This is a genomic window from Luteibacter sp. dw_328 (assembly GCF_018449605.1).
Taxonomy (GTDB): domain Bacteria; phylum Pseudomonadota; class Gammaproteobacteria; order Xanthomonadales; family Rhodanobacteraceae; genus Luteibacter.
Genome location: NZ_JAAVUW010000002.1, coordinates 204,926 through 231,445, shown reverse-complemented (window position 1 = coordinate 231,445; position 26,520 = coordinate 204,926). Strand labels below are relative to the sequence as shown.

The window sequence follows — 26,520 nt, the reverse complement described above, 5'->3', positions numbered from 1 at the left end:
GGGGGGGGATCAGATCTTCTTCTTCGGGCCGATCATCATGACCATCTGGCGGCCTTCGAGACGGGGGAAGGACTCCACCACGCCGTCTTCGCCGATATCGCCCTGGACCCGACGGGCCAGGTTCTGGCCGAGGTCCTGATGGGACATTTCGCGGCCGCGGAAGCGGATCGTGACCTTGACCTTGTCGCCTTCTACAAGGAACTCACGCATCTTGCGCAGCTTGATCAGGTAGTCGCCTTCGTCGGTGACGGGGCGGAACTTCACTTCCTTGATCTCGACCTGCTTCTGCTTTTTCTTGGCAGCCGAGGCCTTCTTCTGGGCTTCGAACTTGAACTTGCCGTAATCCATGATCTTGCAGACCGGCGGATCGCCGTTCGGCTGGATTTCGACCAGGTCCATGCCCAGCTCTTCAGCGGCCTTGATGGCGTCATCCGTCCGCATGATTCCGAGCTGCTCGCCTTCCGCGCCAAGCACGCGGACCTGCGGGACACGGATGTCTTTGTTCTTGCGATTACCCTTGTTATCGGTCGTAGCGATACCGCTATCCTCCAGAAGATTGAACCAGGTGCCGGACGCGAGCGATCAGCGCTGCGTCTCGGCCTTCAGCTTTTCGACGAACTGGGCCACCGGCATGCTGCCGAGGTCCTCTCCGCCACGGGTACGTACGGAAATGGTGCCCGTTTCCTTCTCGCGGTCGCCGACCACGATGAGATAAGGGACCTTCTGCAACGTATGCTCCCTGATTTTATATCCGACTTTCTCGTTGCGCAAATCGGCCTCAACCCTGAAGCCTTGTCCGACAAGGGTTTGGGTGACTTCGCGCACATAGTCGGCCTGTGCATCGGTGATGCTGAACACTACTGCCTGAATGGGGGCAAGCCAGGGCGGAAGCAAGCCCGCGTGGTGTTCGATCAGGATACCAATGAAACGCTCCATCGAACCGACGATGGCCCGGTGCAGCATGACAGGATGCTGGCGCTGTGAGTTCTCGTCCACGTATTCGGCGCCAAGGCGCTCGGGCATCATGAAATCGACCTGCATGGTGCCGACCTGCCAGGCGCGGCCGATCGAGTCCTTCATGTGGTACTCGATCTTCGGGCCGTAGAAGGCGCCCTCACCCGGCAGCTCCTCCCATGCCACGCCGGCTGCCGAGAGGGCGGCACGCAGGGCGTGCTCGGCCTTGTCCCAGACCTCGTCCGCACCGATGCGCTTTTCCGGACGCAGGGCGATCTTCATGGCGATGTCGTCAAATCCGAAGTCGGCATAGACCTTCATCGCCTGGGCGTGGAACGCCGCGACCTCGTCTTCGATCTGGGCCGGGGTGCAGAAGATGTGGCCGTCGTCCTGGGTGAACGCGCGCACCCGCATGATGCCGTGAAGCGCGCCCGAAGGCTCGTTACGGTGGCAGCCGCCGAACTCGCCGTAGCGGATCGGCAGGTCGCGGTAGCTGTGCAGGTGGGTGTTGAATATCTGGATGTGGCCCGGGCAGTTCATCGGCTTGAGCGCATAAGTGCGCTTCTCCGACTCGGTGAAGAACATGTTCTCCTGGTAGTTGTCCCAGTGACCTGACTTCTTCCACAGGCTGACGTCCATGATCTGCGGACCACGGACCTCCTTATAGCCGCTGCTGCGGTAAACACCGCGCACGTACTGCTCCACAGCCTGCCAGATGGCCCAGCCCTTCGGGTGCCAGAACACCATGCCCGGCGCTTCTTCCTGCATGTGGAACAGGTCGAGTTGCTTGCCGATGCGGCGGTGATCACGCTTTTCGGCTTCTTCCAGCTGAAGCAGATGGGCCTTGAGGTCCTTGTCGTTCAGCCACGAGGTGCCGTAGATGCGGGTCAGCATCTCGTTGTTGGAATCGCCGCGCCAGTAGGCGCCGGCGACCTTCATCAGCTTGAACGCGCGCAGCTTGCCCGTGTTGGACACGTGCGGGCCACGGCAGAGATCCGTGAACTCACCCTGGGTGTAGAGGGAGAGCTCCTCGTTCGCCGGGATACCTTCGATGATCTGTGCCTTGTACTCCTCGCCAAGCCCACGAAAGAACGTGATGGCGTCGTCGCGGCTCTTCACCGAACGGGTGACCGGGATCTGCTCCTTGACGATCTTCTCCATCTCGGCCTCGATGACGACGAGGTCGTCCGGCGTAAACGGCCGTTCGTAGGCGAAGTCGTAGAAGAAGCCGTTATCGATCACCGGACCGATGGTCACCTGCGCGCCCGGGAAAAGGCGCTGCACGGCCTGACCAAGCAGATGGGCCGTGGAATGGCGGAGGATATCCAGCGCCTCGGGGCTCTTCTCGGTGACGATCTCGAGGGCGGCGTCGTGGTCGATCGTGTAGCTGGCGTCGACCAGCTTGCCGTCGACCTTGCCGGCCAGGGTGGCTTTGGCGAGGCCGGCGCCGATCGAGGCGGCAACGTCCTGCACGGAAACGGGATGCTCGAACGGGCGCTGGCTGCCGTCGGGTAGCGTGATCTGGATCATGGTTGCAAATTCCGGACAAACAAAAAGGGCGCCATACGCCCTTCGGTGACGACGAAGACGTGGCGTGGGATCAGGTTGGGAGGCGCGTAGTCCGCATGTCGCACTCTCGGCCAGCGTTACCGCAGGCCACCTTGGTCGCGTGGTTATCGGGCAAAAGCTAGATCAGCCGTGCTGCCGTGTCAAATCGGCCGTCCGTTAGACTAGGTGGATCGCTCCCTGGCAGGTCCTTCCATGCGCATCCTGGTTACCGGCAGCGCCGGCTTCGTCGGCTCCCACCTCACCGAGCGGCTGCTCGCCCGCGGCGACACCGTACTGGGCTTCGACAACCACAACGACTACTACGACCCGGCATTGAAAGAGGCTCGCGTGGCCCGCTTCATGCACCACCCCCACTACACGCACGTGCGGGCCGACCTTGCCGAACAGGCCGCCGTCGACCGCGCTTTCGCCGACTTCCAGCCCGAGCGCGTCGCCCACCTCGCCGCCCAGGCCGGCGTGCGTTATTCGCTCACCCATCCGCATGCTTACGTGCAGAGCAACCTGGTGGGCTTCGTGAATATCCTCGAGGCCTGCCGCCGACATGCCGTGGGGCACCTGGTCTACGCCTCGTCGAGCTCGGTCTACGGGGCCAACCGCAAGATGCCGTTCGCCGTGGAGGACGCCGTGGACCACCCGGTGAGCCTGTACGCCGCGACGAAGAAGTCCAACGAGCTGATGGCCCACACATACAGCCACCTGTTCGGCCTGCCGACCACGGGGCTGCGCTTTTTTACGGTTTATGGCCCCTGGGGCCGCCCGGACATGTCGCCGATCCTCTTCGCCAGCCGCATCGTCAAGGGCGAGCCTATCGACGTGTACAACCATGGCGACCACAGCCGTGACTTCACCTACGTCGACGACGTGGTCGAAGGGGTGATTCGCACGCTCGATCGTCCGGCCACGCCGGATCCCTCGTACGATCCGGTCGCGCCAAACCCCGGCAGCTCGGCAGCGCCGTACCGCGTCTACAACATTGGCAACGATGAGCCGGTGCTGCTGCTGGATTTCATCGGCCTGCTGGAGAAGCACCTCGGCCGTACGGTGGAGAAGCGGCTGCTGCCGATGCAGCCGGGCGATGTGCCGGATACATGGGCGGATGTGTCGGCGCTGCGGCGTGATGTGGGGTATGCGCCTTCGACGTCGATCGATGTGGGGCTGGGGAAGTTTGCTGCCTGGTTCAAGGACTATTACGGGGTCGATTGAATGGGTGGTGGCGTCAAATCAACCGACGAAGCAACCCCGAGGCCCGCAGCGTCTTTCGCGAGACCGCATAGCCGAGGATGTCCGGCGCGGCCAGTAGCGTGAAGTGAGTCCGCGCGCGCGTCACTCCTGTATAGACCAGCTCGCGCGTCAGCACCGGTGACGGTTCTGGCGGCAACGCCAGGGCCGTGTGCTCGAACTCCGACCCCTGTGACTTATGCACGGTCATGGCATAGACCGTATCGACGGCGGACAACCGACTGGGCACGACGAAGCGCATGCGCTCGCCACCCTGGTCGTCCATCACGGCGAAGGCGACCCGCAATGCCATGCCGCCCTGCCCGTCCGGTACCCATAGCGTCACGCCGACGTCGCCGTTCATCAGGCCCAGCGCGTAGTCGTTGCGCGTGACCATGACCGGGCGCCCTTCGTACCACCCTGCCACCGCGTCGATCAGCCCACGGTCGAGCAGACCCTGCGCGATGAGCTCGTTCTGCCGGTCCACACCGGCATCGCCGTGTCGCGTGGCGCAAAGGAGCTGGAACCGGGCGTAGGCCGTGAGCGCTCCCGCACCCCATCGCTGGAATGCCTCGAAGGAAGCGTCGATGGCGGGACGCTCCCGTTCGATCCAGTCCAGATAATGGCGATGACCGGGCGCCCCCGCACGGCCGTCGACGGCCAGCGCGGCAATCGATGTGGCCGACGGCGCGACGAAAGCGATGTCGCCGCGCGTGCTGGCGAAGGCGCGCGTCACCGCCATGGCGTCGCCGGCGTTGATGGCCTGCGCCAGCGCGCCGATGCCGCTGTCTTCACCGAAGCGCCTGCTTCGACGCAACATGACGACACGCTGGTCGAGCGACTGCGCATCGCCAGGATCCGTCCATTCGCTCACGTCGACGCCGCAGACCGCCGTAAGCCAGTCGCGCGTGGCGACATCGTAGTGACCGGCATCCGCGCGCGCGCAAAGGTCGCCGAGTACCGCACCGGCTTCGACCGACGACAGCTGATCCTTATCGCCGAGCAGGATCAATCGCGCATCGCGCGGCAGCGCATCGAGCGTGGCGGCCATCATCTCCAGATCGATCATCGACGCTTCGTCGATGACGAGTACATCCAGATGCAACGGGTTGTCGCGGTCGTGCCTGAAGGAACGCGTATCCGGGCGACTGCCCAGCAGACGATGCAGGGTAGTCACTTCGGCGGGAATCGCCTGTTTCACCGCGACATCCACATCCAGCCGCTCGATCTGCCCGGCGATCGAAGCGTTCAGCCGGGCCGCGGCCTTACCAGTCGGTGCCGCGAGCCGGATACGCAGGCGCGGTTCGTTGCGGCGGTGCGCGAGCGTTTGCAGCAGGCCGAGCAAACGCACCACCGTGGTGGTCTTGCCTGTGCCCGGACCGCCCGTGACGACGGCGAACGACCCGCGTGCCGCCACGGCGCAAGCCACCTTCTGCCAGTTGAGCGCACCGGCTTCGGCGGGGAAGAGACGATCCAGTTCCTGCGCAAGATCGGCGGGTACGTCGGACGGTGCGAGCCGCGACAGGATGGCATCGGCGACCCGCGCCTCGTCGCGCCAGAAGCGGCGCAGGTAGAGCAGGCCACCGTCGAGCACGAGCGGCGTGTTCGGCTGGCCCTCCGACGAACCAACCAGGGGCGATACCGACAGCCATGCCGCCGCATCGGCCAGCACCGGCTCGACGACGGCAAGTGCCTCGATATCGACACAGATATGGCCTTCCCCCAGTTCACGGCTGGCCAGCGCCGCCGCCATCAGGACGCGCCCGTCGCCATGCTCGTCCAGGGTCGACAGAAATCTGGCGAACGCACGATCCACCGAGCGAAGTTTCGCCTCCTGCACGCCGCGATCGAGCCATGCCATCAGCTGCGCATTCATGCGGACGCTCCTTCGAAGAGTGCGTCAAGCGCATCGATCATGGCGCGCGCGGGGCGTTCCACATGTACGCCATGACCGTTTCCGTCAGCGCCCCGCAGGTAGATGTAGATGGCCCCGCCCACGTGCGTGTCGTAGTCGTACGCACTGCCCAGCCGCGAGCGCAACAGTCGATGCAGGGCAAGCAGGTACAGGGCGTACTGAAGTTCGTAACGGGAATCGAGGATCGAGTGCCGCATGGCTGCTGGCGTATACGCCAGCTCGTCCACGCCGAGCCAGTTCGATTTGTAATCGGCCACGTACCAGCGACCGTCGTGCTCGACGATGAGATCGATGAAACCCTTGAGCATGCCGTTGACGCGATCGGCCGTGAGCGACGGACGCGGCGCCCCGTCGAGCGTGTGCTCGCGAACGATACGGTCGAGCGCCAGCGTGTCCACCCGGCGCGCTTCGAACAGAAATTCCAGCTCGGCGCGATAGCGCGAAGGGTCACCCAGCGAGCCCAGGGAGAACGAACCGCCCTCGGGAACCGGCAGCGGCGTGCGTAGCAGCACCAGCAGCCAGTCGGTGAGCAGGTCGATGGAAGCCTCCCAGCCGCGACGTTCGCAACGCCGGGCTACGGTGTCGCGGAGGCGCTCCGGATCCGACGCGATCTGGGCGAAGCCTTCCTCGGCCATCCATTCCAGCAGGTCGTGGAGGAAGGTGCCCGCCTCCGCGCCCCGCTCGAAAGCGTGGATCGTCGCCGCCTCGACGGAGGCGGCCGCCACTTCGCCTGCGTACTCGACAATGACGTCATCGGTCGCCGTCTCGGGTGCGACGGCTTCGCTATCCGCATAACGCAGGGCGCTGTAGCTCGCGATCCACCACGGCTCCGCTTTCGCCAGCCGGGCCGTGCGCGCGGGCAGCGGCCGTTCGTCGCGTACCGGCGCCTCGTAGCTGCGCTCGTCCGGCGCCGGCATGTAGTCGATGCTGATCGCGGGTTCGTCCCGGGCCATGGCGCGCAGAAGGCCCTCGATGGCGCCGTTGTCGATGTCCTGGCCGCCGCTGAGCAGGTGACCGAAAGCCGACCGATGCACCTGGGGCTTCTTTGCGGCGTTGTAGCAGACCGGCGCCACGCCCAGCCAGCTGGCGTGGCGCGCACGTGTCATCGCCACGTAGAGCAGGCGCAGATCCTCCTGCAGGGCGGCACGCTCGGCGGCGTCCTTCGCCTGCCGCACCGACTCGCCTGCCGCTTCGTGCCCTGACGAAAGCAGCTCGAGCTGCGAACCGGTGCCGTCATGGTATCGATAGCCCTGCCCCGGCCGCGTACCGCCGCTGGCGCAGACGAAAGGAAGGAACACCAGCGGGTATTCCAGGCCCTTGGATTTGTGGATGGTCACGACCTTGACCAGATCGTCGTCGCTTTCCAGGCGAACGACCTGGTCTTCGCCGGTATGGCTGGCCGTGTCCTCGATACGCTCGGCAAGATGACGAATCAACGCCTGCTCGCCCTCGATCGTCGAGGCGGCCTGCTGGAGAAGTTCGGCAAGATGCAGGAGGTTGGTCAGCGCGCGCTCGCCGCCGGCCTGACCGAGCAGACGCGCCGGCAGGTCGAAAACATGCAGAAAACGATGCAGCATCGCCAGCACACCGGCACGGCGCCAGGTCTCGCGCAACTCGAAGAGCTGCTGGCCGCGACGCTCCCAGTGGCGTTCGTCGACATTCAGTTGCTCGAGCTCGCCGTAACCCAGGAACAGGGTGCGCGTGGCAAGCGCCGCTCGCATGGCGGTGTCCGACGATGGCTCGGCGACGGCACGCAACCAGAGCAGCGTGTCGTGCGCCTCGATACTCTCCAGCACGGAGTCGCGATCGGACAGGAAAACGCTGCGCACGCGGCGCGCGGAAAGCGCGGATCGAATCTCCGACGCCTCGTTGTGGCTGCGCACGAGCACGGCGATATCCGCGGGCTTCAGCGGCGTGACAGACCCCTCGCGAGCGAAGCCCGTGCCACCCTGCTTTGTCCCTTCCAGCAGGCGAACGATCTCGGTCGCACACGCTTCGGCCATCTGCTCGCGGTACATCCGCACACCGACCGGCACCTCGTCGTCGAGCAGCCAGACGTGCAGGGCTGGCTGGTCCGTTCCATCGACGACGAAGCGTTCGGCCCGTCCACGCGCCTGCACCCGGTTGAATGGCAATCCGCGGTTAGCGAAGTGGAAGGCACCGGTCGGGTGATCTTCCGCCCGGGCGAACAGCGCGTTGACGGCGGCGACCATACCCTCGCTCGACCGATGATTGGTGTCGAGGCTGTAGTGCGGCGCCTCAGCTTCGCTTCGCGCGGAAAGATACGTGTGGATATCGGCGCCGCGGAAGGCATAGATCGCCTGCTTCGGATCACCGATGAGCAACAGGCCCACGTCCGGGTTGAGCGCGTACACCGCCCGAAAGATACGGTACTGCAGTGGATCGGTGTCCTGAAACTCGTCGATCAGCGCGATCGGGTACTGCCGACGGATCGTCTCGGCGAGTTCGGCACCCGAGGCCGACGCCAGCGCGCGATCGAGCCGCGCAAGCAGGTCGTCGAAGCCGATCTGGGCACGCCGGCGCTTCTGCTCGGCGAAGCGCTCGCGAACACGCTCCACGGCATCGGCCAGGATTGCAAAACGAATCGCAGGCTTGCCCGTTTGCCACTCGCTCCAGTGCTCGACGGCACCAAAAGCGGGATGCTCCGGCCGGACGTTGCCCTTGCTGACGGCACCGTCCAGCCGGGACGATCCGTAGCGGGCGACATCGACCGCGCCAGCCTCACCGGTCTCGAGCCAATGGCGCACGCCGGCCAGGTTGCGTTCGAGTGAGGCGGGCTGGTGGATATTGTTTTTCAGTACCTTGGTCCGCACGGCATCGCGCAGCAAGGCCTCGATGCGCTCGACATCGCCCATCCACGCGTCGCGAGCGACGGCGAGCCGGCGGGCGTCCTCGTCTTCCCATGCGCGCAGCGCCGCAAACAAAGCGGCGACATCCGTCGCATCCAGAGCCTCACCGTTGACCCGCAACGTGGTCTCACCGCCGAAGAGGAGGGGCCGTAACGTCTGGATCAGCGCATCGGGCGTCTTCCATTCCGCCAGCACCGCAGCCACCTGCCGCGTGTCCAGTGGATAGAAGGCCTGGCGCCAGTAGTCGCGCACGCAATCGGCCAGGAGCTCGCTCTCGTCAGGCTCGAGTGTCTGCACGAAGGCGTGACCGCTTCCGAACGCGTGCTGGGTCAGCATGCGCTGGCTCCAGCCGTGGATAGTGAAGATGGCGGCTTCGTCCATCCATTGCGCGGCCAGCTCGACACGGCGCGCACACGCCGCATGCGCGGTCGACGGGTAGGCGGCGAGCAAGTCGGCGAGGAACGCGTCGTCCGACTCACCAGCGCGAAACGCACGAGCCGCATCGACCAGACGTGCGCGAATCCGCTCACGCAGCTCCTGCGTTGCCGCCTCGGTAAAGGTCACCACGAGGATGTTCGGCGGCAGCAAGGGCTGGGCGATGCCATGACCGAGCACCGCGCGTACATACAGTGCGGCGATGGTCCAGGTCTTGCCCGTGCCGGCGCTCGCTTCGATCAGGCGAATGCCCGACAACGGCATGACCAGTGGCCGCAGCGGTTCCATCGCGACGCTCATGACACCTCCACGCGCAAGGTGCCGAGGAAGTCGCGATAAGGGTCAAGGCAATCGGCAAAGCCAGCCTGCATCAACGAAGCAAAATCAGGGTAGGCACGAAGCAGGTACGGATCGCCGTCGAGTTCGCCGTACGTCCGTTCGTGAGTGGCTTCATACGTGGCGCGCGCAGCCTGCGGCGCCTCCTCCGGTGAGCGCGCGTTGAGCCACGCCAGCGCCGTCTTCACCGCGACCGGCCGAGGCCTGGCCATGCCCTCGCGCCAGGCGCGCACCAGCGTGACCAACATCGCCATGGCGTCGTCAGCCGCAAGCGGTTCGAGAACGATCGTGGCATCCGGCCCGATGTAGCGCGTGACGACGGCAAGACCGGCGGCCTGCGCCACGAGATGATCGACCCAGGGCATGACGAGGCGATGAGCGCGGGGCCCACCGTCGGCATCCAGCACGTTGGACGGCGACAGCAGAAAGGCCGCCAGTTGGCCCTGGTCGTTGCCGCGAAGGTCTGCCAGCCAGTCTTCGATGGCCGTGCCATCGACCTCGATTCTGATCTCGCGCTTGCCCGCCTCGTGCGGCCACGCACGCCGCTCCACCACGAAGCGTCCGTAAACCGCGCCTGCGATCGCTTCGAGATCGGCGCGCACCGGTGCCGCGAATCCACCCATCGGCAGGGCGCCGCTGCGTTGCAGCTTCGCCGCCGCGTCGTCGATCGCTGCGACGGCGCTGCCTTCACTACGCAGGGCAGCTCGAAGGAGTGTATCCGCCATGGCGAACCGGCCCAGGCTGTCCACCGCGAAGGGCTCGCGCTCGTCGCCGCCGGTGTCGGCCGTTTCGAAGCGGACACCCAGGCGCGCCTGGAAGAATTCGCGCACCGGATGACGCAGGAAACGGCGCAGCACGCCCAGCCCGATCGGGCGATCCACGAGGACGGGGGCCAGGTCCGCATCGACAGCACGTTGAATGTCGTCGTGGGCCTGGCGCCACTCGCTCGCATAGGTGAACAGCCGGGCGTCGTCCGCGCGAAAATAGGCCCTGCTAAAGGGTTGCAGGGGATGCTCGACCGTGACCGCGTGCAGGAGGTCGGCGCCGCCCTGCCCTTGCCAGGCAGCGCCCAGATAGTCGCGCAACTGACCCACCAGCACCGACGGCGCACGCTCGGCGTTGTCGCGCGCACTGCGCCCGACCCAGCCTATGTGCAGCGCGTCGCGCGCCGAAAGCAGCGCTTCGAGAAACAGGTAGCGATCGTCTTCGCGACGGGAGCGATCGCCCGGACGCCATGCGCCCTGCCTCGACATCAGGTCGAAATCCATCGGTGGGCGCGCGCGTGGGTAATCCCCGTCATTCATGCCGAGCAGACAGACCAGGCGGAACGGAATCGCGCGCATCGGCATCAGCGTGCCGAAGCTCACCGCACCAGCGAGGAACCGCTTGGAGAGCCCACCCTGGTCGAACTGGCCGAGCCACGCCTCCCGCACCACCTGGATCGGGAGGGCATCATCGAACGCGGCCTCCACGCACGCACGTTCCCAGGCGTCGAGCGCGTCCAGCAGGCGCTCGATGCGCATGCCGTCGTCGGGCTCCGCTGGCTCGAAGAAGTCACGCAACAGGCGGCGCAGCCGCACGCCCCACTCCGTGGCGGGAGCCGGCTCGCGCAGCGCCAGCCAGTGATCGCCGAGGCGCTCCAGCACGTCGGCCAACGGCCCGACCAGACGGGCGTCCAGTCCACCCACCTCCGGGTAAGGCTCGATCTCGCCCCAGGCCTCGCCCGCCCCGACGGCGTAGCCGAGAAGCATGCGGCGCAGCCCGAAGGCCCAGGTGTTCTGTTCGAGGGCCGGCAGATCGAGCGAGGCACGCTGTGCGGCGTCGAGACCCCAGCGAATGCCCGCCCCTTCCACCCATCGATGCAGCAAAGGCAGATCGTCTTCGGCGAGCCCGAAACGCTCGCGCACCGCCGGGACATCCAGCAGGTCGGCCATCTCGCCCGCGCCGAAACGCGACTCCGTCATGCCGAGCAGGACATCGAGTGCCATGACGACAGGCACCGTGCCGCGAGCCGCGCGGTCGGCCACGCTGTAAGGAATGAATCGTGGATCGTCACGCGGCACGCGACCGAAAACGGCGTCGATATGCGGGCCATAGGTTTCGATGTCCGGCACCATCACGATGACATCGCGCGGCAGGATGGGATCGCCCGCCTGCGCGGACGCCTCAAATCGGGAAAGTAACTGATCGTGCAGGATCTCGACTTCTCGCTGCGGCCCATGCGCTACATGGAAGGCGATCGACGTATCGCCGTCATCGATCGGCCTGGGCGTGGCGGGTAACGGCTCGAGATCGAGAATGGCCGACTGGACCTGTCCGAGCAGGTGGGTCGATGCAGGCTCGGCAAACAGGTCGATGCGTTGATCCCACGCGTTGAATCGCTCGCGATAGCTCTCGGGATGGTCGAACTCGTCGAGAAGCCGGATGTAGTCGCGCCCCTGTTTACCCCAGGCGGCGAGCAGCGGATTGGCGTGCAGATGCATGTCGTCGTCCGACAGCTCCACGGGCATGCCCGGCTTCGCCGCCTGTCGGCGACGCTCCGCGCGCAGCAGCTCGCGATCGTCGACGATATCCGCCCAGTAGTGCCGGCAAGGATTCATCACGACCAGCAGCACCTGGGACCATCGCGCCAGCGCGGACAGTGCCTCAAGCGTCTGCCTGGGCAGCGACGACATGCCGAAGACCACGATGCGGCGTGGCAACGCTTTCGGACGCTCGGTGGCCTCCGTCACCGCGCGCAGGAAGCGCGCGTGCACGGCAGCGCGGTGGCCGTCCGCTTCATCGGCACCGACGTCGTCCAGCAGTCGCCGCCATAACGCCGCCTGCCAACGATCGGGCGCAGCCATGGCGGGAGCCCCGCCGCGGGCGTCGCGCAGCACGTCGCGGCCGTCGGCCCAGTCATCGAGCCAGTCCGCGCGGTACACCTGGTACTGGTCGTAGAGATCCGCGAGGCGCTCCGCCAACTGATGGCATTTACGGGCGTCGCCGTCCGTACCGAGGAAAGCAGCCAGCGGCTCGAAAGCCGGCTCGCGCGCCACCGAAGGCAGGAGGCGCATCAGGCGCCACACCAGGCGGGATTTATCGAAAGGCGATTCGGGAGGCACGGCATCGCGACCGAGGACCGCGCGATAGGCCACCCACAGGAAGCGGCCCGGCAACTCGACGTTGACGGCAGCGGCTATGCCCAGCCCACCGTCCTCGACGGCGCGCGCCAGGGCCAGCCGGAACCACTGCGCAATGCCGTTGGACTGGACCAGAACCCATTCGTCCTCGAGCGGCTTCAGCGGGGCCCGGCGCAACCAGGCGACGAGGACATCGCGCAGCTCCTCCAGCCGGTTGCCGTGCAGCACCATGAGGCCTGGCGCGATGTCGTTCCCGTCGCTCAACCGGCGATTCCTGCATTTGTTGGGTCAGCGCCGATCATGACCGATCCGGGTCGCACCGGGCGAGACCTCAGAATGGCTTGGCGACGACGAGGTAAACGATGGCCAGCAGCACCAGCACGGGTAACTCGTTGCCGATACGCAGCGCCTTCGACGAAGGCAGTGCGCCGCCCGCCATGCTGCGCTTGAGCGCCCTTCCCGACCAGATGAAATAGGCGAGCATGACCGCGACCAGGGCCAGCTTCGCGTGCAACCAGCCGCCACTGATGTGAAAGACGAACCAGAGGATCAGCCCGAGCACGAGGGCCACACCGAACATGCTGTGGCCGAACTTGTATAGCCGACGGCCCATCAGCTCGAGCCGTGCCTTCACCGCCGGCTCGTTGCCCGCTTCAGCGATATTCACCAGGATGCGCGGCAGATAGAACACCGTCGCCATCCAGGCGATAACGAACACGATGTGCAGGGATTTGATCAGTAGATAGGCCACGCACGCCACTCCGTCGGGGATTGGCGTGAGTGTAGCCCGTCGAGCGACACGGGGCGTGCGGCCAGATGCCTCGGCGGCGGCCCGCTCAGGGCGACTTGAGTTCCAGCATCTTGATGATGTTGATGGCGAAGGCCAGCATCGCGGCGACGGCGCCGCAGGTGATGATGACGCCAAAGACGCGTTCCTTCCACACGGTCAGAACATGCACATCTGCCCTGATTTCCTTTAGGGAAAGGTCGATGCCATCGAGCCGACCTTCGATCCGGACGAAGCGTTCGTCGATCCGGACGAAGCGCTCGTCCATCCTGTCGAAACGCTCGTCGATCCGAACGAAGCGCTCGTCCATCCGGTCGAAACGCTCGTCCATCCTGTCGAACCGCTCATCCACCCGGTTAAGCCGACCGTCGATGCGCGTCAGCTGAACCTGCATGCCGATCAGGGTCGTCGCGATGGCGTCCCCCACCGCCTGGCTTGCGACGGTCCCTGGCGACTGGACCGCTCGGCGTGGACGATAAGGAGGAATACCGCTGCGTTTGCTCATTGCCTGCTCCATGAAGTCGATTCCTGCCGGATGTAAGAAACGCCGGCGGGATGACAGCCAGCGTGCAGCACATCGACCTAGGGAGTCATGAGAATCCTGACCAGTTTCGGCGACGCATACAGACAGCTTGCCGACGCGCGCGAATACCCGGCATCCGCCCAGGGAGTCTCTTCAGGTAAGCACAGTCCGAGTATCGAAAAATCCGACGTAGGCCGTCCACGACCCCTACGATCCCACTGAACCGATAGACTGATTTACCATTGAAGGAAGCCGACTATGGCGCTTCAGGGTACGGGGAGACAGGGATCGTGCACTCGCTTGCGCAAAGCCGCCACCTTTTCCTATTCGGGATGTCTCTGGCGCTGCTCGGCGGCGCATCCCCTGGCTACGCTTCCCCGACCGAAGCAGCCTTCGAACACGCCGTAGACGCACAGCGCGCCGCCATCGCCAAAGAAAATTCGGCGACTCCGGGAACTCCGTGGGCTGGCGACTATTATTCCGGCGATGGCCTTGGCGCAAACGTATCCGTATCTCTCGCGCCCCGTTCTGGCGTTGCTGCCACATGGCAGGGATGCCTTGGTACCTACGCAGCGAACAAGGGAAGGGTGGTTCCCCAAGCGGACGGCAGTCTGCTTCTGAAATACGAGCAACCCAACGATCCGAGTGGTATCGGCTTTGCCGACCATGTCATGCCTGTCGTCTGGGGCGAGCGCATGTACATGGTTTCCGAGAAGGAACTCCCGGCATTCGCCAGCGCGATAAACCTCGGCGATGAGCCGCGGGAAGGCGCATACGGCTCGTTTCTCATGCGCAACGGAGACGAACATCGCAAGGTATACGGGCTGCCTGCCCTGCCATCTGCACAGCGGTCGCTGATTCGCGAAGCGCCGCTGGACGTCGGCGTGGTCTCAGCGAGTCGGCTGCACGATAACCGTGCCGATCAGTTCGAATGCCGGTATCGGCTGGTACTGGATCACGGTGCTAACGACAGGCTGGCGGTAGGGATGGACCTTCGAGCGACCGGGGTCTATGCAGGAAATCGCATCACCCTGGAACAAACGACATCAACCCGCGCCGTTGGCACATTGAGCTTATACGGCGATGAATGCACCAAGCCAGATCAGCAGCCCTCGACCAGGACTCGTTTTACAACCGGCGCTTATCGCGGGATGGCGTCAAACGAGAAACCCTGAGTGAATACACGGACGGGTTGCGTGCCTAGCTGCTTGAGCGCAAGGCAAGAAAAAAGGAGCCGTGAGAGGCTCCCTTTATCGTTGTCTTCAAGCCACTTCTCGCTTTATGGAAAAGTGGTGGGCGGTACAAGGATCGAACTTGTGACCCCTACCATGTCAAGGTAGTGCTCTACCGCTGAGCTAACCGCCCGAAGAGCTGCGCAGTTTACCGGCGCCCGGCGGGGTCCGCAAGAGGTCGCGGCAGATTTTTTTCAGTCACGGCCCGCCATGGGGCTGGCCAGGGACGCTCTTGTCACATGGCTGACCGGTTCCCGGCAACCTCTCGTAGTAATATACGGCCCGCTCAGGTCGCCGCCGTTAGCACGCGCGATACCAGGAGCTCACAGGGACTGCAGGAGCATCGGTTTGGCCAACGCTTTCGACTTGAACCGGACAACGGTTGGATCCCCTCTGCCTGTCTGCGTCGATCTGGACGGGACGTTGATCCATTCGGATCTGCTCATCGAGTCGGCGCTGAGCCTGATCGCCAGCAAGCCGTGGATGGTCTTCGCCATGCTCGCCTGGCTTCTGCGTGGCAAGGCGCATCTGAAGCATGAGATCGCCCGGCGGGTCACCCTGGACGCCTCGTCCCTCCCCTATAACGAACCATTGATCGCATGGCTGCGGGAACAGGGCGCCGACCGGAAGATCATCCTGTGCACGGCATCGGACCGCGTCCTTGCCGAGCGAGTGGCGGAGCATGTCGGCGTCTTCGACGAGGTGCTCGCGAGTGACGGCGAGCGAAATCTGGCAGGAACGCGAAAGGGCGCCGTCCTCGTGGAGCGCTTTGGCGAGCGCGGTTTCGATTACGTGGGTAACGCCACCGTCGATCTTCAGGTGTGGAAACACGCCCACGCAGCCATCGTCGTGGAGAGCGGCACGACCCTATCCAGACGGGCGGCGGCTCACACGAACGTCGAGCGCCGCTTCGTAACCGCTCGGGCCGGTCTGCGCACCTGGATGAAGGCGCTTCGCATTCACCAGTGGATCAAGAACATCCTCGTCTTCCTGCCCGTGCTGGTGGCGCACCGGATTTTCGAAGTCGATGCTGTCGTCCGGTCACTGCTGGCGTTCCTGTGTTTCGGCCTCTGCGCCTCCAGCGTCTACCTGACCAACGACCTCCTCGACCTTCCGGCCGATCGCCACCACCATCGAAAACGCCACCGGCCGTTCGCCTCCGGCACGCTTCCGCTGCTGGCAGGTCCGGTCGTGGCAGCGATAACGCTGATGGCCGGTCTCGCACTGGCCTGGTTAGTCTCGCCGACGTTCATGGCGGTGATGGTCGGCTACTACGTCCTGACCACCGCATATTCCATCCGGCTCAAGCGGGTCATGATGCTGGATGTAGTCGTGCTTGCGACGCTGTACACAACGCGAATCATCGCCGGCGCCGCCGCCATCCAGAGCAAGCCATCATTCTGGCTGCTCGCCTTCTCCATGTTCATCTTTCTGAGCCTGGCCATGGTGAAGCGATACACCGAACTGCTGACCATGCAGCGCATCGGGAAGGTGAAGGCGAACGGACGGGGCTACGATGTCGAAGACATTCCGCTTATCCAGTCACTGGGTGGATCGAGTGGTTACCTCGCGGTCCTCGTGCTTGCGCTTTATGTCGACAGCACGGCCAGCCAGTCGCTCTATCACCACCCGCACCGCTTGTGGCTGCTGTGCCCTCCCCTGCTCTACTGGATCAGCCGCACCTGGGCGCTGGCCCATCGCGGGGTGATGCATGACGACCCGGTCGTGTTCGCAGTGATGGACAAGGTGAGCCGCTTCATTCTCCTCGCGGCAGGCGGCATCGTGGCATCGGCGATCTGATGGACAGCCCCGCCGACTCCTGGGGGCGGTATCCGCGTACCACGGCGCGCGTGGTGCGGGTCACCGACCGCCACCAACCGCTCCCGCCGGGCGACGCATCCTACCTGCCTTATGGCAACGGCCGCAGTTACGGCGATAGCTGCCTCAATGACGGCGGCGTGCTGTTGCATACACGCGGGCTCGATCGCTTTATTGCGTTCGATCCGGCAACCGGCGAACTCACCTGTGAAGCAGGCACCCTGCTTGCGGACATCCTCGACCTCGCCGTGCCGCAGGGCTGGTTCCTGCCGGTGACCCCGGGGACGCGATTTGTCACCGTGGGCGGTGCCATCGCCAACGACGTGCACGGCAAGAATCACCACCGCTCGGGAACCTTCGGCCACCATGTCCGGGCATTCGAGCTCCTCCGCAGCGACGGCAGCCGGATGCGCTGCACTGCGGACGAGAACGCGGACTGGTTTGCCGCCACCATCGGCGGCCTCGGCCTGACGGGCCTCGTTACGCACGCCACCCTCCAGCTTCGCCGGATCGCGGGCCCGTGGATGGTTACCGAGAGCCATCGCTTTGGCGAGCTTTCCGAGTTTTTCGCGCTCTCTGCGGGATCCGAAGCAGACTACGAATACACGGTGGCCTGGATCGATTGTGCGGCCACCGGCGCGTCGCTGGGACGTGGCCTGTTCAGCCGTGCGAATCACGCGCCATCGCGCCCTTCAGCGCGACCCACTCCCGCCACGCGGCGATTGAGCGTCCCCCTCACGCCGCCCGTGTCGATGATCGGCCCGCTTACCCTGCGCGCATTCAACCAGTTCTACTACCACCGCCAACACGGCAAAGTCGCCCACGCAGTCACCCACTACGAGCCGTTCTTCTACCCACTGGATGCCATCGGGGGATGGAACCGACTGTACGGGCCGCGCGGCTTCCTGCAGTACCAGTGTGTCGTCCCTCCCGGCGCGGCCATGGACGCCATGGCGACCCTGGTACGGATCATTGCAGCCGCGGGCGGCGGATCGTTTCTGGCCGTGCTCAAACAGTTCGGCGAGCAGCTGTCCCCAGGCATGCTTTCGTTTCCCCGCCCCGGCACCACGCTGGCGCTCGATTTCCCCTTCCGGGGCCCCACCACACTCGATCTGCTGAATCGACTGGACGACGTTGTCGCGGAGGCCGGCGGCGCCGTCTATCCCGCAAAGGATGCCCGGATGTCCGGCACTCGCTTTCGCCAGTACTTCCCCCAGTGGGAAGCATTCAGCCGATACATCGACCCACGCTTTTCGTCCAGCTTCTGGCGACGAGTGGAGAGCTGACCATGCAAAAAATCCTCATTGCCGGCGCAACCTCGGCGATCGCCGAGGCGACCGCACGGCTGTACGCCGCAAGCGGTTCGCGTCTGCACCTGCTCGGCCGGAACGTGGCAAGGCTGAAGGACATCGCCGATGACCTGCGCGTGCGCGGCGCGGCCGATGTCACCACTGGCGTTCTCGACATGAACGATGTCGACGCGCACGCCAGCGCTATCGAGCAGGCCATCACCGCGCTTGGCGAGATCGACATTGTCCTGGTGGCACACGGGACGCTTCCCGACCAACCGGCGTGCGAAGCCTCGGTCCAGGTGACCCTACGCGAGTTCGCCACCAACGGCACCTCGACGATCGCCTTCGTAACGGCCGTCGTGCCCCACCTGTTGTCGCGTCGTGCGGGAACCATCGCCGTCATCTCGTCCGTTGCCGGCGACCGTGGCAGGCAGAGCAACTACGTCTACGGCGCAGCGAAAGCGGCCGTGACGACGTTCCTCAGCGGGCTCCGCCAACGCCTGGGACGGGATGGCGTCAATGTGCTCACGATCAAGCCGGGCTTCGTCGATACCCCCATGACGGCCGCCTTCAAGAAAGGTGCGCTGTGGGCGACGCCGGACGCCATCGCCGCAGGCATCGAGCGGGCGATCGACCGGCGCGCGGGCGAGGCATACCTGCCCCGCTTCTGGTGGGCGATCATGTTCGTGATCCGCCACATCCCGGAATTCATCTTTCGCCGGCTGAAGCTGTGACCACGTTGCCAGCCAAACACCCCATCGCGAAGGATGCCCGCATCGTCATCACCGGCGCCGCGGGCCTGGTCGGGCAGAACCTGATTGTCGAACTGAAGAGCCAGGGCTATTCGAACCTGGTCGCCATCGACAAGCACCCCTACAACCTCGGCATCCTGCGCGAGCTTCACCCGGACGTGACCGCCATCGAGGCGGACCTCGCTGTATCCGGCGACTGGACCGGCGCATTTGCAGGCGCCCAGTGCGTTGTTCAGCTCCACGCTCAGATCACCAGCAAGTTTCGCGACGAATTCGTCCGGAATAACGTGGAAGCCACGCGACTGGTACTGGCGGCGATCCGGGCAAACGAGGTGCCTTATCTCGTGCACGTCAGCTCCTCGGTCGTGGTCTCGGTGGCGAACGACGACTACACCAACACCAAGAAGGACCAGGAGGCGCTTGTCGTCGCCGGCGACACGCCTCACTGCGTGCTGCGGCCGACCCTGATGTTCGGCTGGTTCGATCCCAAGCACTTCGGCTGGCTCTCGCGGTTCATGGCGAAAACCCCGGTTTTTCCGATCCCGGGCGACGGCAAGTACATGCGCCAGCCGCTCTACGAGCGTGACTTCTGCCGATGCATCGTTCGTTGCATCGAAAACCAGCCACAAGGGACGATCTACGACGTGGTCGGCGATACGCGTATCGACTATATCGACATCATCCGGACGATCAAACGCGCCAAGGGACTGCACACGCTGATCCTGCGCATTCCCTACGGGCTGTTTCATGCATTGCTGCGCCTGTACGGGGCATTCAGTGGCAAGCCACCGTTCACCGCCGCCCAGCTCGCCGCCCTGACGGCGGGTGACGATTTCAAGGGTATCGACACCTTTGAAACGTTCGGTGTCCGCCAGACGCCGTTCGAGGAAGCCGTTCGTGAAAGCTATTGCGACCCGCGCTACAGCCACATTGTTCTTAAACGTTGATTGTTGGAGTTGGTGATGTCTTCCAAGCGTTACGCCGTCCTCGGTGCCGGCCCGATGGGTCTTATGGCCGCCATGGAGCTCCTCAAGCGCGGCCATGAGGTCGACATTTACGAGCGCGACGATCGCATCGGCGGCATGTCGGCTGCGTTCGACTTCGACGGGCTCGCCATCGAGCGCTACTACCATTTCATCTGCAAGACGGACTTTCCGTTGTTCGCGCTCCTGGACGAGCTGAAGCTGTCGCACACGCTCCGCTGGACCGACACGAAAATGGGCTTCTACTACAACGGCCGCCTGTACAAGTGGGGCACGCCGTTCGCCTTGCTTGCATTCGATGGATTGGGCATCGTCAGCAAGGCACGCTACGCGCTCCACGTCATGGTCACCAAGGGAATCAAGGACTGGCGCCCGCTGGACAAGGTCAGCGCGACCACCTGGATTCGTAAATGGGTGGGCAAGCGTGCCTACGATGTCCTCTGGAAAAGCCTCTTCGAGCTAAAGTTCTTCGAGTACACCGAACAGCTCTCCGCCGCATGGATCGGCACGCGCATCAAACGCGTCGGGCTGTCGCGCAAGAGCCTCATGCAGGAAACCATGGGCTACCTCGAAGGCGGTTCGGAGACCGTACTCCGCGCGATGGAGAAGGTCATTCTCGATCGTGGCGGCAGGATCCACCTGAGTTCGGGCATCGACCGGGTCGTCACCGAGAACGGCCGCGTAAAGGGTATCGTTGTTGACGGGGCGGAGCTGCCTGCCGACGTGGTCGTCTCGACTGCGCCCATTCAGTATGTCCCCCGTCTTGTACCCGACCTGCCGAAAGCATTCGCCGAACGCATCGACGCGATCACGAACATTCCGGTGGCCTGCGTCATCGTCAAGATGAGCCAGCCGCTCACCGAAAACTTCTGGATGAACATCAACGATCCAGGCATCGCGATCCCTGGTGTCATCGAGTACTCCAACCTCAACGACACGGGCGCATCCATCCTTTATGCACCGTTCTACATGCCCAAGACGCACCCCAAGTGGAAGCTGGGCAACGATGAGCTGATCGAGGAAGTGCTCGGCTACCTTTCACGGCTCAACCCCGCCTTCACCCGCGACCGCGTCCTGGCCACCCATTGCCATCGGTACGAGTTCGCCCAGACGGTGTGCCCTCCCGGGTTCTACGACATGCTGCCTTCGATGGCGACGCCGATCGCCGGTTTCTTCATGGCCGACACGTCGTACTACTACCCCGAGGATCGGTCGATCAACGAGAGCATCGTGGTCGGCACGCGCCTTGCCGCGCTGGCTTCGGAGAGTGCAGCGTGACGTTGCCGGTAAATACCGCGGCGACGGGGAACGGCCCGACATGGCTTTTTCGTGCCACCCGGATCATCGTGCTGGTCGCGCTCGCGATCAGCGTGCTGGTTTGTGTGCTTCACGAGAAACCCGCCAGGGCCTTGATCGCAGCGAACGGCTGGGAGACCACGACCGGCTTCTTCCAGAACGTGCGTCCACAGGCCGACGAGCTGCGCGAAAGCGTCCTCCAGTCGAAGGACGTGACCTACTGGCGGTCCTGGACCTCTGAAAACCTCGCCGCGCCGGGAGAAATTCGTTCGGCCGCGTTCAAGGCGCCCCGGTTTCTCCTGGTGCCCCATAGCGGTTTTGCCGGCGATTCCGGTATATCGCTGAACCTGGAGTGCGTCGCTTCCCGTCGACAGTTGGCCGTTGCCACCGCCCGCGTCGGCAATCAGTGGAGCGAAGCGCTTCTCTACGTACCCAAACGCTGGTGCAAGGGTCCGGTGCAGCTGGTCGGCACCTCCACGAGCCACACCCAATTCCTCTCGGTGGGAACGCCTTTCTCCGTCTCCGCCACGTCGTACCTGAAGGCGGGCATCCTGGGGCTGCTCGCTCCCTTCGCGCTGGCGTTCGCGATCGTCGCGGGCGTCATGCTGGCAGGCGGTGCACTCCTGCGCCGGATCAGCCCCACGAGCGATCCGGTCGCGGGTGGCTTCCTCGGCTTCGGCATCCTGGGAATGGGATTGTTCTTCCTGTTCTTCTTTTCCGCTCCCTACGGCGCGCTGGTATCCGGCGTCGTCAGCATCGCCGCCTTGCTCAGCCTGCGTCATGTACATCGCCGCGCGCGCCATGAGGGTCGGGCGCCGGGAGCGCTGGTACAGAGTTGGGATGCGTGGAAACTCCCCCTGGCTCTGTGGTTGCTGGCGGCAACCTTCCTGCTGTTCCTCGCCGCTACGGTGCAAAACGGCGCCGGACCATGGGCCATGAATGCGCGTTTCACACCGGTACGCTGGTCCACGGATAACCAGCTTCCGATGATCGTCGCTGAGTACCTGTTCAATGGAAAGGACCTGAATCCTTCACCATTCGGCGCGTGGAAGGTATCGGACCGCCCGCCCTTGAGCTACGGCCTCCTGGCCATGCTGCGTACGTCGGCGCAGATCTTCTTCTTCCGCGAAGATGGCCTGTACATGACGGCTGCGCTCCAGCAGATGTTCGGGATGATCCTCAACACCGTCTGGATCCCCGCCGTGGTCGTCGCAGGCCGCAAACTTCGGCTGACGACCAAACAGATCGTCACGCTGGTGGCGCTCGTGACGCTCACGTCGTTCGCGATCTTCAACTCGCTCTACACCTGGCCCAAGCTTCTCGGTGGGGCCTTCGGCCTGCTGGCCCTGCTCACGGTGATGCAAACCGACGCGCAGCTTTCGCTCGTGCGCAGCCGACCCTCGGCGGCGGCCATCGCCATCTGCGCGGCGCTGTCGGCCTTTGCCCTGCTTTCGCATGGAGGCACCGCCTTCGGCGTCATCGCCATGCTGCTCTGGCTGGTCTGCGTGCGTGGCATCCCGCGCATTCCTGGCCTCATCGCGGGTGCTGTCGTCGGCATCGGCATCCTGGCGCCCTGGAGTCTCTGGCAGCAGATGGTCCAGCCCCCCGGCAATGCGCTGGTGAAGTTCGCCTTTGCCGGAACCTTCGGTTTTGGTGAGGACGACATCGGCCTGCTCGACACCATCATGCGCACCTACTCGAAGCTCGACCTGGCCAGCTGGTGGCACATCAAGTGGGTCGGATTCGAGACGCTGATGTTCGGACGGATGAGCATGTGTGGGTTCGGCGAAATGGCCACGCCCGTGCTGTCGGGATACGGAGCGTTGCGGATCACCGATTTCCTGTACCTGCTCCCGTCGTTTCGTTTCGCTCTCGCGGGCGCGCTGCCGTTACTCGGGGCGGTCTTCGTACCGAGGCTGCTTGGAGCGGCGGACAGGGCGATCCGCCAGTGGCGGGTGGCAGCCGGGCTATTCGCCATCGGCGCGATGGCCGTCGCGATCGACCTGGCGCTGACGCTGGACTGCTTCATCATCCATCACCAGGCCTATCAATCCATCCTGGAAATGTACATCGGCCTGTTCACGGCCCTGTTGCTGTGGCGCCACTGGCTGGCGAAGGTCGCCTTGGTCGGTTCGGCGGTCTACGGCTGCGTCGTCTGGATCATCGAACCCGTCGTCCGGGCGACGCACGTGAGCACCCTGGCCCTGGCTGGATTGTTCGTCATGGCCGCGCTCTGCTGGAGCCTGCGTACTCGCCTCGATGCGATGGACGAGCCCCCGCCGGTTGGCGGCACACGATGATCAGCGCCCGCTTCGCGAAGTTCGTCATCGCCGGCGGTATCGCGGCGGCAGCCAACGTGGGCTCTCGCCTGGTTTTCAGTCACTGGCTACCGTACGTCGCTGCGATCGTATTCGCCTACTGCGTCGGCATGGCGACGGCGTTTGCGCTCAATCGCCTGTTCGTCTTCGAGCCGGGCGTGCTCACCTGGCGCGTGCAGGCGTTCCGCTTCCTGCTCGTCAACCTGGCGGCCGTCGTCCAGACGGTCGCGGTAAGCCTGGTCTTCGCCCGTTTCGTCTTGCCCGGCCTGGGCATTCGCGAGCACGACGAACTGATAGCGCATGGCATCGGTGTCGTCGTGCCGATCTTCACGAGCTATCTCGGGCATCGGCACTTCACCTTCAGGTAGCCAGGTGCGCGCCCTAGCGCAGGGCGCGCTCCCGGAGCCGGTGAATCTCGTCGCGGATCTTGCCCGCCTCTTCGAATTCGAGGTTCTGAGCATGCTTGTACATGCGCGTTTCGAGTTTCTTGATGGCCGAGCCGGCCTGCTCCGCCGTGAGTGAGCCGTAGTCGGCGGCTTCTTCAGCCACCTTTTTCGCCTCTTTCCCGCGCTTGCCCTTGCCACGCGAACCGAAGTCGGAACGCGCGCCTTCCATGATGTCGGCGATGCGCCGCACCACGGTCGTCGGCGTGATGCCATGGGCCGCGTTGTACTCGATCTGTTTTTCGCGGCGACGGGCCGTCTCCTCCATCGCGATCTTCATCGATCCGGTGATCTCGTCGGCGTAGAGAATGGCCTTGCCACGCACGTTACGCGCGGCGCGGCCAATGGTCTGGATCAACGAGCGGTGCGAACGCAGGAAGCCTTCCTTGTCGGCATCCAGGATCGCGACGAGCGAGACCTCCGGCATATCCAGACCTTCGCGCAGCAGGTTGATACCCACGAGCACATCGAATTCGCCCAGGCGAAGATCGCGAATGATCTCGGTGCGCTCGACCGTATCGATGTCCGAATGAAGATAGCGCACCTTCACATCGTGCTCGGAAAGGTAGTCCGTGAGGTTCTCCGACATGCGTTTTGTCAGCGTCGTCACGAGTACGCGATCGCCCATCCCCACGCGCAGGCGAATCTCGCCAAGCAGATCATCCACTTGGGTGCGGACGGGGCGCACTTCGACTTCCGGATCGATCAGGCCGGTGGGTCGCACGACCAGCTCCACCGGGTTGTCGTCCGCGCGCTCGAGTTCGTACTTGGCAGGTGTGGCCGACACGTAAATCGCACGCGGTGCACGGCGCTCCCATTCTTCGAAACGCAGCGGCCGGTTATCCATCGCCGAGGGCAGACGGAAACCGAACTCCACCAGCGTCTCCTTGCGCGAGCGATCGCCTTTGTACATCGCGCCAAGCTGCGGCACGGTCACGTGTGATTCGTCCACCACCATCAAGGCATCGGGTGGCAGGTAGTCGAACAAGGTCGGCGGCGGCTCGCCGGGACCGCGTCGCGTCATATGCCGCGAGTAGTTCTCGATACCCTGGCAGAAACCCACCTCGGCCATCATCTCGAGATCGAAGCGCGTGCGTTGCTCGAGGCGCTGCGCCTCCACGAGCTTGTTGTCCCGATACAGCTGCTCGAGTCGTTCGGAGAGCTCGACCTTGATCGTCTCCATCGCATTAAGCACGCTTTGACGCGTGCTGGCGTAGTGCGTCTTCGGGTACACCGTATAGCGAGGTACCTTGCGCAGGACCTCGCCGGTGAGCGGATCGAAGATGGAAAGGTTTTCCACATCACCGTCGAAGAGCTCGATGCGCAACGCCTCGGCTTCCGACTCCGCCGGGAACACATCCACGATCTCGCCGCGCACGCGGTAGGTACCACGGCGCAACTCCATCTCATTGCGCACGTATTGCAGTTCGGTGAGCTGCTTGATCAGGGCGCGCTGCTCGATGTGCTCGCCGCGCGAGAGGATCAGGCGGAGGCTCATATAGTCTTCCGGATCACCCAGGCCGTAGATCGCCGAGACCGTCGCCACGATGAGCGAATCGCGCCGCGACAACAGGGCCTTGGTCGCGGCCAGGCGCATCTGTTCGATGTGATCGTTGATGCTCGAATCCTTCTCGATGAAGGTGTCCGAGGCAACCACGTAGGCTTCCGGCTGGTAGTAGTCGTAGTAGCTGACGAAATACTCCACCGCGTTGTTCGGGAAGAATTCCTTGAACTCGCCGTAGAGCTGCGCGGCCAGCGTCTTGTTCGGTGCCAGCACGATGGTCGGCTTCTGGATCTTCTCGATCACGTTGGCGATCGTGAAGGTCTTACCGGAACCGGTCACGCCAAGCAGGGTCTGCGCCGCCAGACCGGACTCAAAACCCTCGGTAAGGCGACGGATGGCCTCGGGCTGGTCGCCTGAGGGCTGGAACGGAGAGACGAGCTGGAAGCGATCTGTCATGGCTGACGATATGCTGGTTCGGACCCCGAGTTTAAAGCGCCAATGCCTACACGGTGTGAGGCCATGACCGACAGACGGCTGTCCGCGGCCGAAGGCACGATTCGGGCCTCCCCTTTCACGGCACCGCCATGCCCCGCCCGCCTTGCCGCGGTTTCACGTGGCTCGAACTCCTCATGGTCCTGACCATCGCAGCCGTCATGGCGGCCGTCGCCGCACCGCCGCTTTCCGAGGCGATCGCGCGCCATCGGCTCCGGGCGGCCATGAACGCCCTGATGGACACCCTTCAACACACCCGTACGGCGGCGCTGTATCGAGAGAGGGGCACGCTGGTCTGCCCCAGCGAAAACGGGCGGACATGCAGCGGACGCACCGACTGGGGGGTGGGCTGGATCAGTCGGGACCGGGCAACGGGCGATGTCCTCGCCGTCGAAGACGCGCTGGACTCACGATTGACCGCCATCTCCATCGGCCTCCGCACCGACATCGCGTTCCTGCGGCCAGGCAAGGAGGCTCCTCCCGGCAACCAGACGCTGGCGCTGTGCCTGCGCGGCAAGGCCTCCACGACGTTGACCGTCGTTATCGCCAAAGACGGCCATAGCCACGCCGAACCAGCCTCAGCCGATGTCGCACGCGCCTGCGGCGCACGTCATTCACGAAATCGCTGAGACCCGCTTGACAGCCCCACCTCACATAAAGA

General features: G+C 64.4%; 18 protein-coding genes and 1 tRNA gene. 10 read left to right on the top strand and 9 right to left on the bottom strand.

The window, feature by feature from the left end; genetic code table 11:
• Window positions 1-9: 9 nt before the first annotated feature.
• Both infC and thrS read right to left on the bottom strand, forming a co-directional pair.
• The gene (gene infC / locus HB634_RS05625) at window positions 10-552 is read right to left on the bottom strand and encodes a translation initiation factor IF-3 (protein ID WP_082879064.1); all 543 of its coding nucleotides are present in this window, start codon (window positions 550-552) and stop codon (window positions 10-12) included.
• Between the two features lie 30 nt (window positions 553-582).
• A complete protein-coding gene (gene thrS / locus HB634_RS05620) occupies window positions 583-2,484 on the bottom strand; it encodes a threonine--tRNA ligase (protein ID WP_213947874.1) in 1,902 nt (633 codons plus the stop codon).
• A gap of 231 nt (window positions 2,485-2,715) precedes the next feature.
• On the opposite strand from thrS, the gene HB634_RS05615 reads away from it, so the two are divergent.
• A complete protein-coding gene (locus HB634_RS05615) occupies window positions 2,716-3,726 on the top strand; it encodes an NAD-dependent epimerase (RefSeq protein WP_213947873.1) in 1,011 nt (336 codons plus the stop codon).
• A gap of 13 nt (window positions 3,727-3,739) precedes the next feature.
• Here HB634_RS05615 and recD read toward each other — a convergent pair whose 3' ends face one another.
• The 5 genes from recD to HB634_RS05590 all read right to left on the bottom strand — a co-directional run bounded on the left by recD (window position 3,740) and on the right by HB634_RS05590 (window position 13,711).
• Complete coding sequence (gene recD, locus HB634_RS05610) at window positions 3,740-5,617, bottom strand: exodeoxyribonuclease V subunit alpha (RefSeq protein ID WP_213947872.1); 1,878 nt, start codon at window positions 5,615-5,617, stop codon at window positions 3,740-3,742.
• A complete protein-coding gene (gene recB, locus HB634_RS05605; protein WP_213947871.1) occupies window positions 5,614-9,261 on the bottom strand; it encodes an exodeoxyribonuclease V subunit beta in 3,648 nt (1,215 codons plus the stop codon). Before recB ends, recD begins: the two co-directional genes overlap by 4 nt.
• Complete coding sequence (recC, locus tag HB634_RS05600) at window positions 9,258-12,683, bottom strand: exodeoxyribonuclease V subunit gamma (protein WP_213947870.1); 3,426 nt, start codon at window positions 12,681-12,683, stop codon at window positions 9,258-9,260. Before recC ends, recB begins: the two co-directional genes overlap by 4 nt.
• A 67-nt stretch (window positions 12,684-12,750) precedes the next feature.
• Window positions 12,751-13,170 (bottom strand): CopD family protein, encoded by a 420-nt coding sequence (locus tag HB634_RS05595; protein WP_213947869.1) that lies wholly within the window; start codon window positions 13,168-13,170, stop codon window positions 12,751-12,753.
• A gap of 85 nt (window positions 13,171-13,255) precedes the next feature.
• Complete coding sequence (locus HB634_RS05590; protein WP_213947868.1) at window positions 13,256-13,711, bottom strand: hypothetical protein; 456 nt, start codon at window positions 13,709-13,711, stop codon at window positions 13,256-13,258.
• Window positions 13,712-13,971: 260 nt separating this feature from the next.
• Here HB634_RS05590 and HB634_RS05585 point away from each other — a divergent pair, with 260 nt between their 5' ends.
• Window positions 13,972-14,904, top strand: coding sequence for a hypothetical protein (locus HB634_RS05585; RefSeq protein WP_213947867.1), 933 nt, complete (start codon window positions 13,972-13,974; stop codon window positions 14,902-14,904).
• A gap of 115 nt (window positions 14,905-15,019) precedes the next feature.
• Here the strand turns inward: HB634_RS05585 and HB634_RS05580 are convergent.
• A tRNA-Val gene (locus tag HB634_RS05580) sits at window positions 15,020-15,094 on the bottom strand.
• Between the two features lie 260 nt (window positions 15,095-15,354).
• Here HB634_RS05580 and HB634_RS05575 point away from each other — a divergent pair.
• The 7 genes from HB634_RS05575 to HB634_RS05545 are packed head-to-tail and all read left to right on the top strand — an operon-like array spanning window position 15,355 to window position 23,788.
• Complete coding sequence (locus HB634_RS05575) at window positions 15,355-16,761, top strand: UbiA family prenyltransferase (RefSeq protein ID WP_063571880.1); 1,407 nt, start codon at window positions 15,355-15,357, stop codon at window positions 16,759-16,761.
• Window positions 16,761-18,065 carry an FAD-binding oxidoreductase gene (locus tag HB634_RS05570; RefSeq protein ID WP_213947866.1) on the top strand — a complete coding sequence of 435 codons (1,305 nt, stop codon included), beginning with the start codon at window positions 16,761-16,763 and terminating at the stop codon, window positions 18,063-18,065. The genes HB634_RS05575 and HB634_RS05570 overlap by 1 nt, the downstream gene beginning before the upstream one ends.
• A 2-nt stretch (window positions 18,066-18,067) precedes the next feature.
• Window positions 18,068-18,805 carry an SDR family oxidoreductase gene (locus HB634_RS05565; protein ID WP_213947865.1) on the top strand — a complete coding sequence of 246 codons (738 nt, stop codon included), beginning with the start codon at window positions 18,068-18,070 and terminating at the stop codon, window positions 18,803-18,805.
• 23 nt (window positions 18,806-18,828) lie between these two features.
• Complete coding sequence (locus HB634_RS05560; protein WP_063571879.1) at window positions 18,829-19,770, top strand: NAD-dependent epimerase/dehydratase family protein; 942 nt, start codon at window positions 18,829-18,831, stop codon at window positions 19,768-19,770.
• A 15-nt stretch (window positions 19,771-19,785) separates the two neighbouring features.
• On the top strand, window positions 19,786-21,084 hold the full coding sequence (locus tag HB634_RS05555) for an NAD(P)/FAD-dependent oxidoreductase (protein WP_197478276.1): 1,299 nt from the start codon (window positions 19,786-19,788) through the stop codon (window positions 21,082-21,084).
• Window positions 21,081-23,402, top strand: coding sequence for a hypothetical protein (locus tag HB634_RS05550; protein ID WP_213947864.1), 2,322 nt, complete (start codon window positions 21,081-21,083; stop codon window positions 23,400-23,402). The genes HB634_RS05555 and HB634_RS05550 overlap by 4 nt, the downstream gene beginning before the upstream one ends.
• Window positions 23,399-23,788 carry a GtrA family protein gene (locus HB634_RS05545; protein ID WP_213947863.1) on the top strand — a complete coding sequence of 130 codons (390 nt, stop codon included), beginning with the start codon at window positions 23,399-23,401 and terminating at the stop codon, window positions 23,786-23,788. The genes HB634_RS05550 and HB634_RS05545 overlap by 4 nt, the downstream gene beginning before the upstream one ends.
• 13 nt (window positions 23,789-23,801) lie before the next feature.
• On the opposite strand, the gene uvrB is transcribed toward HB634_RS05545, so the two are convergent.
• Entirely contained in the window at window positions 23,802-25,823 is a 2,022-nt protein-coding gene (gene uvrB, locus HB634_RS05540; RefSeq protein ID WP_213947862.1) for an excinuclease ABC subunit UvrB, read from the bottom strand.
• A 128-nt stretch (window positions 25,824-25,951) separates the two neighbouring features.
• On the opposite strand from uvrB, the gene HB634_RS05535 reads away from it, so the two are divergent.
• Window positions 25,952-26,488, top strand: a complete 537-nt coding sequence (locus tag HB634_RS05535) for a GspH/FimT family pseudopilin (RefSeq protein ID WP_255548399.1) — start codon at window positions 25,952-25,954, stop codon at window positions 26,486-26,488.
• Window positions 26,489-26,520 lie beyond the last annotated feature (32 nt).

Coding starts and splice junctions, on each gene's coding strand:
- HB634_RS05590 (WP_213947868.1), bottom strand. CDS start 13,711: ATGAGCAAACGCAGCGGTATTCCTCCTTATCGTCCACGCCGAGCGGTC.
- uvrB (WP_213947862.1), bottom strand. CDS start 25,823: ATGACAGATCGCTTCCAGCTCGTCTCTCCGTTCCAGCCCTCAGGCGAC.
- HB634_RS05555 (WP_197478276.1), top strand. CDS start 19,786: ATGTCTTCCAAGCGTTACGCCGTCCTCGGTGCCGGCCCGATGGGTCTT.
- recB (WP_213947871.1), bottom strand. CDS start 9,261: ATGAGCGTCGCGATGGAACCGCTGCGGCCACTGGTCATGCCGTTGTCG.
- HB634_RS05535 (WP_255548399.1), top strand. CDS start 25,952: ATGCCCCGCCCGCCTTGCCGCGGTTTCACGTGGCTCGAACTCCTCATG.
- HB634_RS05570 (WP_213947866.1), top strand. CDS start 16,761: ATGGACAGCCCCGCCGACTCCTGGGGGCGGTATCCGCGTACCACGGCG.
- recD (WP_213947872.1), bottom strand. CDS start 5,617: ATGAATGCGCAGCTGATGGCATGGCTCGATCGCGGCGTGCAGGAGGCG.
- HB634_RS05545 (WP_213947863.1), top strand. CDS start 23,399: ATGATCAGCGCCCGCTTCGCGAAGTTCGTCATCGCCGGCGGTATCGCG.
- HB634_RS05565 (WP_213947865.1), top strand. CDS start 18,068: ATGCAAAAAATCCTCATTGCCGGCGCAACCTCGGCGATCGCCGAGGCG.
- thrS (WP_213947874.1), bottom strand. CDS start 2,484: ATGATCCAGATCACGCTACCCGACGGCAGCCAGCGCCCGTTCGAGCAT.
- HB634_RS05615 (WP_213947873.1), top strand. CDS start 2,716: ATGCGCATCCTGGTTACCGGCAGCGCCGGCTTCGTCGGCTCCCACCTC.